The 1,347-nt window shown below is 66.1% G+C and carries 2 protein-coding genes; both read right to left on the bottom strand.

The window, feature by feature from the left end; translation table 11 throughout:
• Positions 1-30: 30 nt before the first annotated feature.
• Positions 31-957 carry an IS3 family transposase gene (locus tag ACIA8L_RS56355; RefSeq protein ID WP_395918540.1) on the bottom strand — a complete coding sequence of 309 codons (927 nt, stop codon included), beginning with the start codon at positions 955-957 and terminating at the stop codon, positions 31-33.
• Positions 957-1,280: a transposase gene (locus ACIA8L_RS56350; RefSeq protein ID WP_395918538.1), complete on the bottom strand. Its 324-nt coding sequence runs from the start codon at positions 1,278-1,280 to the stop codon at positions 957-959. Before ACIA8L_RS56350 ends, ACIA8L_RS56355 begins: the two co-directional genes overlap by 1 nt.
• Between the last annotated feature and the right edge of the window lie 67 nt (positions 1,281-1,347).

Below are 1,347 nucleotides of genomic sequence, written 5' to 3'. Positions count from 1 at the left end.
TGAGGTTCCCCCCGAACAGTGGACAGGTCTTTAAGCAGCGTTCGCTGTGCCTGTCAGGGCTTGCTCGTATCGGATTGGGCTGAGCATCCCGACTGCGGAGTGGCGTCGTTCATGGTTGTACCGGTGGATCCAATTGTCAATCGCGGCAACGAGTTCCGCTCTGGTGGCGAAGGTGTGGCGGTAGTAGTACTCGTGCTTGAACGTGGACCAGAACGACTCGGCCGGGCTGTTGTCCCAGCAGATACCGGTGTGGCCCATCGAGCGTTGCAGACCGTGCCGCCGGCACGCCTGGACAGTCAGGGAGCCGGTGAATTCCCCGCCGCGGTCGGAGTGCAGGACCGTGCCGGTCACGTCGTGACCCGCGCTGGTGCGGCAGGCTACGGCGGCGTCGATGGCCTGCCCGACCATGTCGGAGCCGATGTGATCGGCCACGACGTGCCCGAGGACCCGGCGGGTATGCCCGTCCAGGATCGCGCACAGAAACATGTCCCCCTCACCGCAGGTCAGGTACGTGATGTCGGTCAGCCAGACCGCGTCGCAGCGGCCCTGGTCGAAGTGCCGGAGGACCAGATCAGGCGGGAACGACGCCGTCGGATCGGCGACGGTAGTACGCACCTTGAACGTTCGCGGGCTGATGCCCTCGATCCCGATCCCGGCCATGATCGACGCGACGGTCTTCGCGCTGACCCGCTCGCCACGATCGCGGAGCTCGGCCGTAATGCGCGGCGATCCGTAGGTGCCCGCGGATCCGGCGTGCACGTCCAGGATCTTCACCGCCAGCTCCGCGCGTCGCTGCTGCCTCGGCGCCGGCTCCTGGGCCGTCACACGGTTCGCGTGCGCGTAGTAGCCCGACGCAGAGACCTGCAGCAGCCTGGCCATCCGCCGCACCGAGAATCGCACGGACCCACCGTCACCGGCGCTGCCGCCGGACTCGTCGGAGCCGGCGTACTTGGCCATCAGCTCGAACCGCGTGGAGGTTTCTGCATCGCGGCAAAGTACGCCGAAGCTTTTACCAGGAAGGCGTTGTCCTTCTCCAACTCGCCCACCTGCCGGCGCAACCGCAGCAACTCCGCCCGCTCGGCCGGCTCCAACGGCGTGTCCCCGACCACCTCAGCCGCAACGACCCGGCGCCGTTCATCTTTGACCCAGACACTCAACATCCCCGGATCGATCCCCAACTCCCGAGCGACCTCAGCAATCGTCCGATCCGAATCGATCACCCGATGGGCAGCCTCGACCTTGTACTCAGCCGTGTACGAACGGCGCTTACGAGGAGGCATACGGACATCCTTCCAGCAGAACCCCCGGCCCTGCTAACTCGGTGTCCACTTTCCGGGGGGAACCTCA

The sequence above is a fragment of the Dactylosporangium sp. NPDC051541 genome (assembly GCF_044454505.1).
Classification (GTDB): domain Bacteria; phylum Actinomycetota; class Actinomycetes; order Mycobacteriales; family Micromonosporaceae; genus Dactylosporangium.
Note: the sequence above shows the minus strand (reverse complement) of the source record. Positions and strands in the feature narration are given on the sequence as shown.